Raw genomic sequence first — 1,308 nt, forward strand, 5'->3', positions numbered from 1 at the left:
GCCGGATCGTCGAGGCTCCGCGCGACTTCCAGACAGCCCCGGCAGCAGAACGACCCGTCCACGCCGTCGTCGGTCAGCGGCGGGTCGGGCGTTTCGAGCCCACAGAGCGTGCAGTTCTCTGTCGCGCTCACGGCGTCGGCACCTCCGCGTAGTGGGGCAGGTGGATCTGTGGCACCGGGACACCGAGGAGTCCGAGGCCGTGCAGCAGCGGGAGCAGCCCGAGCAGCAGGAACGCGCCGCCGAGCGCGCGGTGGAGCCGCGACCGGACCGACGCCGGCACCGCGCCGAGCATCGTGGCCGAGCCAACCATCGCCGGCGCCGTGCCGACGCCCAGCGTGCCCAGCGCGAGCGCCCCGGCGACCGGCGAGCCGCGGGCGAACGCGTAGAGATACGCCGGGTACAGCAGCGGACACGGCAGCAGCGCGTGGATCGAGCCAAGCAGCGCGATCCGCGGCCCCTCGGCCCACGTCCGTGCTCGATCGATCGCGACCCCCGAGAGTCGCTTGAACAGCCCGGAGACGCCGGGAATCGGGATTTGTCCGGGATCGATCGGCCGGCCGCGGATGTAGCCCGCGCCGACGACGAGAACGAGCGTTCCGGCGGCGACGCCGAAGAGCCCGCGGACCACGTCGACGCCGGCGAACAGGCTGCCGCCGGCGACGGTCGCGCCCCCGAGCGCGCCCAGCGCCCCGCCCACGAGCGCGTACGTTCCCACGCGGCCGACCGTCAGGAGTCCCTGTTGGCGTACGTCACGGAGCGTCACTCGGCCCTGTGGGCTACCAGCGTCGCCGGCGTAGGCGGTCACGAGCGGTCCACACATGCCCAGACAGTGGGCGCCGCCGAGCAGCCCGACGAGCAGGAACGCCCCGAGCTCGACGCCGGCGCCGAGTCCGGACATGGCTCAGACGCTGCCGACGACGGACTCCTCGTCGTCGTGCGGGCCGAACATGACGTAGAGCCCGCCGACGACCAGCAACACGCAGGTGGTCGACGCCAGTGCGACGGTGACCCCGCCACTGATCTGTAGGGCGTACAGCCACACCGGGACGAGCGCCGCGAGCCCGATGGCGGCCAACCCTCGTGCGGATACGGACATACACCCCCGTTCGGTCCCATTCAGGTAGGCACCTCCGCCGATTCCTACCGTCTGGGAACTGGCGGGCCGGGTTAATCAATCGGGCAACAAGGCGCCCCCATGGCACCGAACGCGGATAGACAGCCACGGCCTACACGGCGACGGCTCCTCGCCGCCGGGGGGACGGTCGCGACCGGCGCGCTGCTCGGCGCGGCCGGCCCCGCGGCGGCCCA

2 protein-coding genes are annotated in these 1,308 nt (G+C 72.9%); both read right to left on the bottom strand.

The annotated features are described in order from the left end of the window. Positions 1–127 precede the first annotated feature (127 nt). Complete coding sequence (locus ACFR9S_RS12525; protein WP_379818797.1) at positions 128–898, bottom strand: sulfite exporter TauE/SafE family protein; 771 nt, start codon at positions 896–898, stop codon at positions 128–130. 3 nt (positions 899–901) lie between these two features. Beyond that, the gene (locus tag ACFR9S_RS12530; RefSeq protein WP_379733358.1) at positions 902–1,096 is read right to left on the bottom strand and encodes a hypothetical protein; all 195 of its coding nucleotides are present in this window, start codon (positions 1,094–1,096) and stop codon (positions 902–904) included. Positions 1,097–1,308 lie beyond the last annotated feature (212 nt).

The sequence above is a fragment of the Halolamina salina genome (assembly GCF_042678005.1).
Taxonomy (GTDB): Archaea; Halobacteriota; Halobacteria; order Halobacteriales; family Haloferacaceae; genus Halolamina; species Halolamina salina.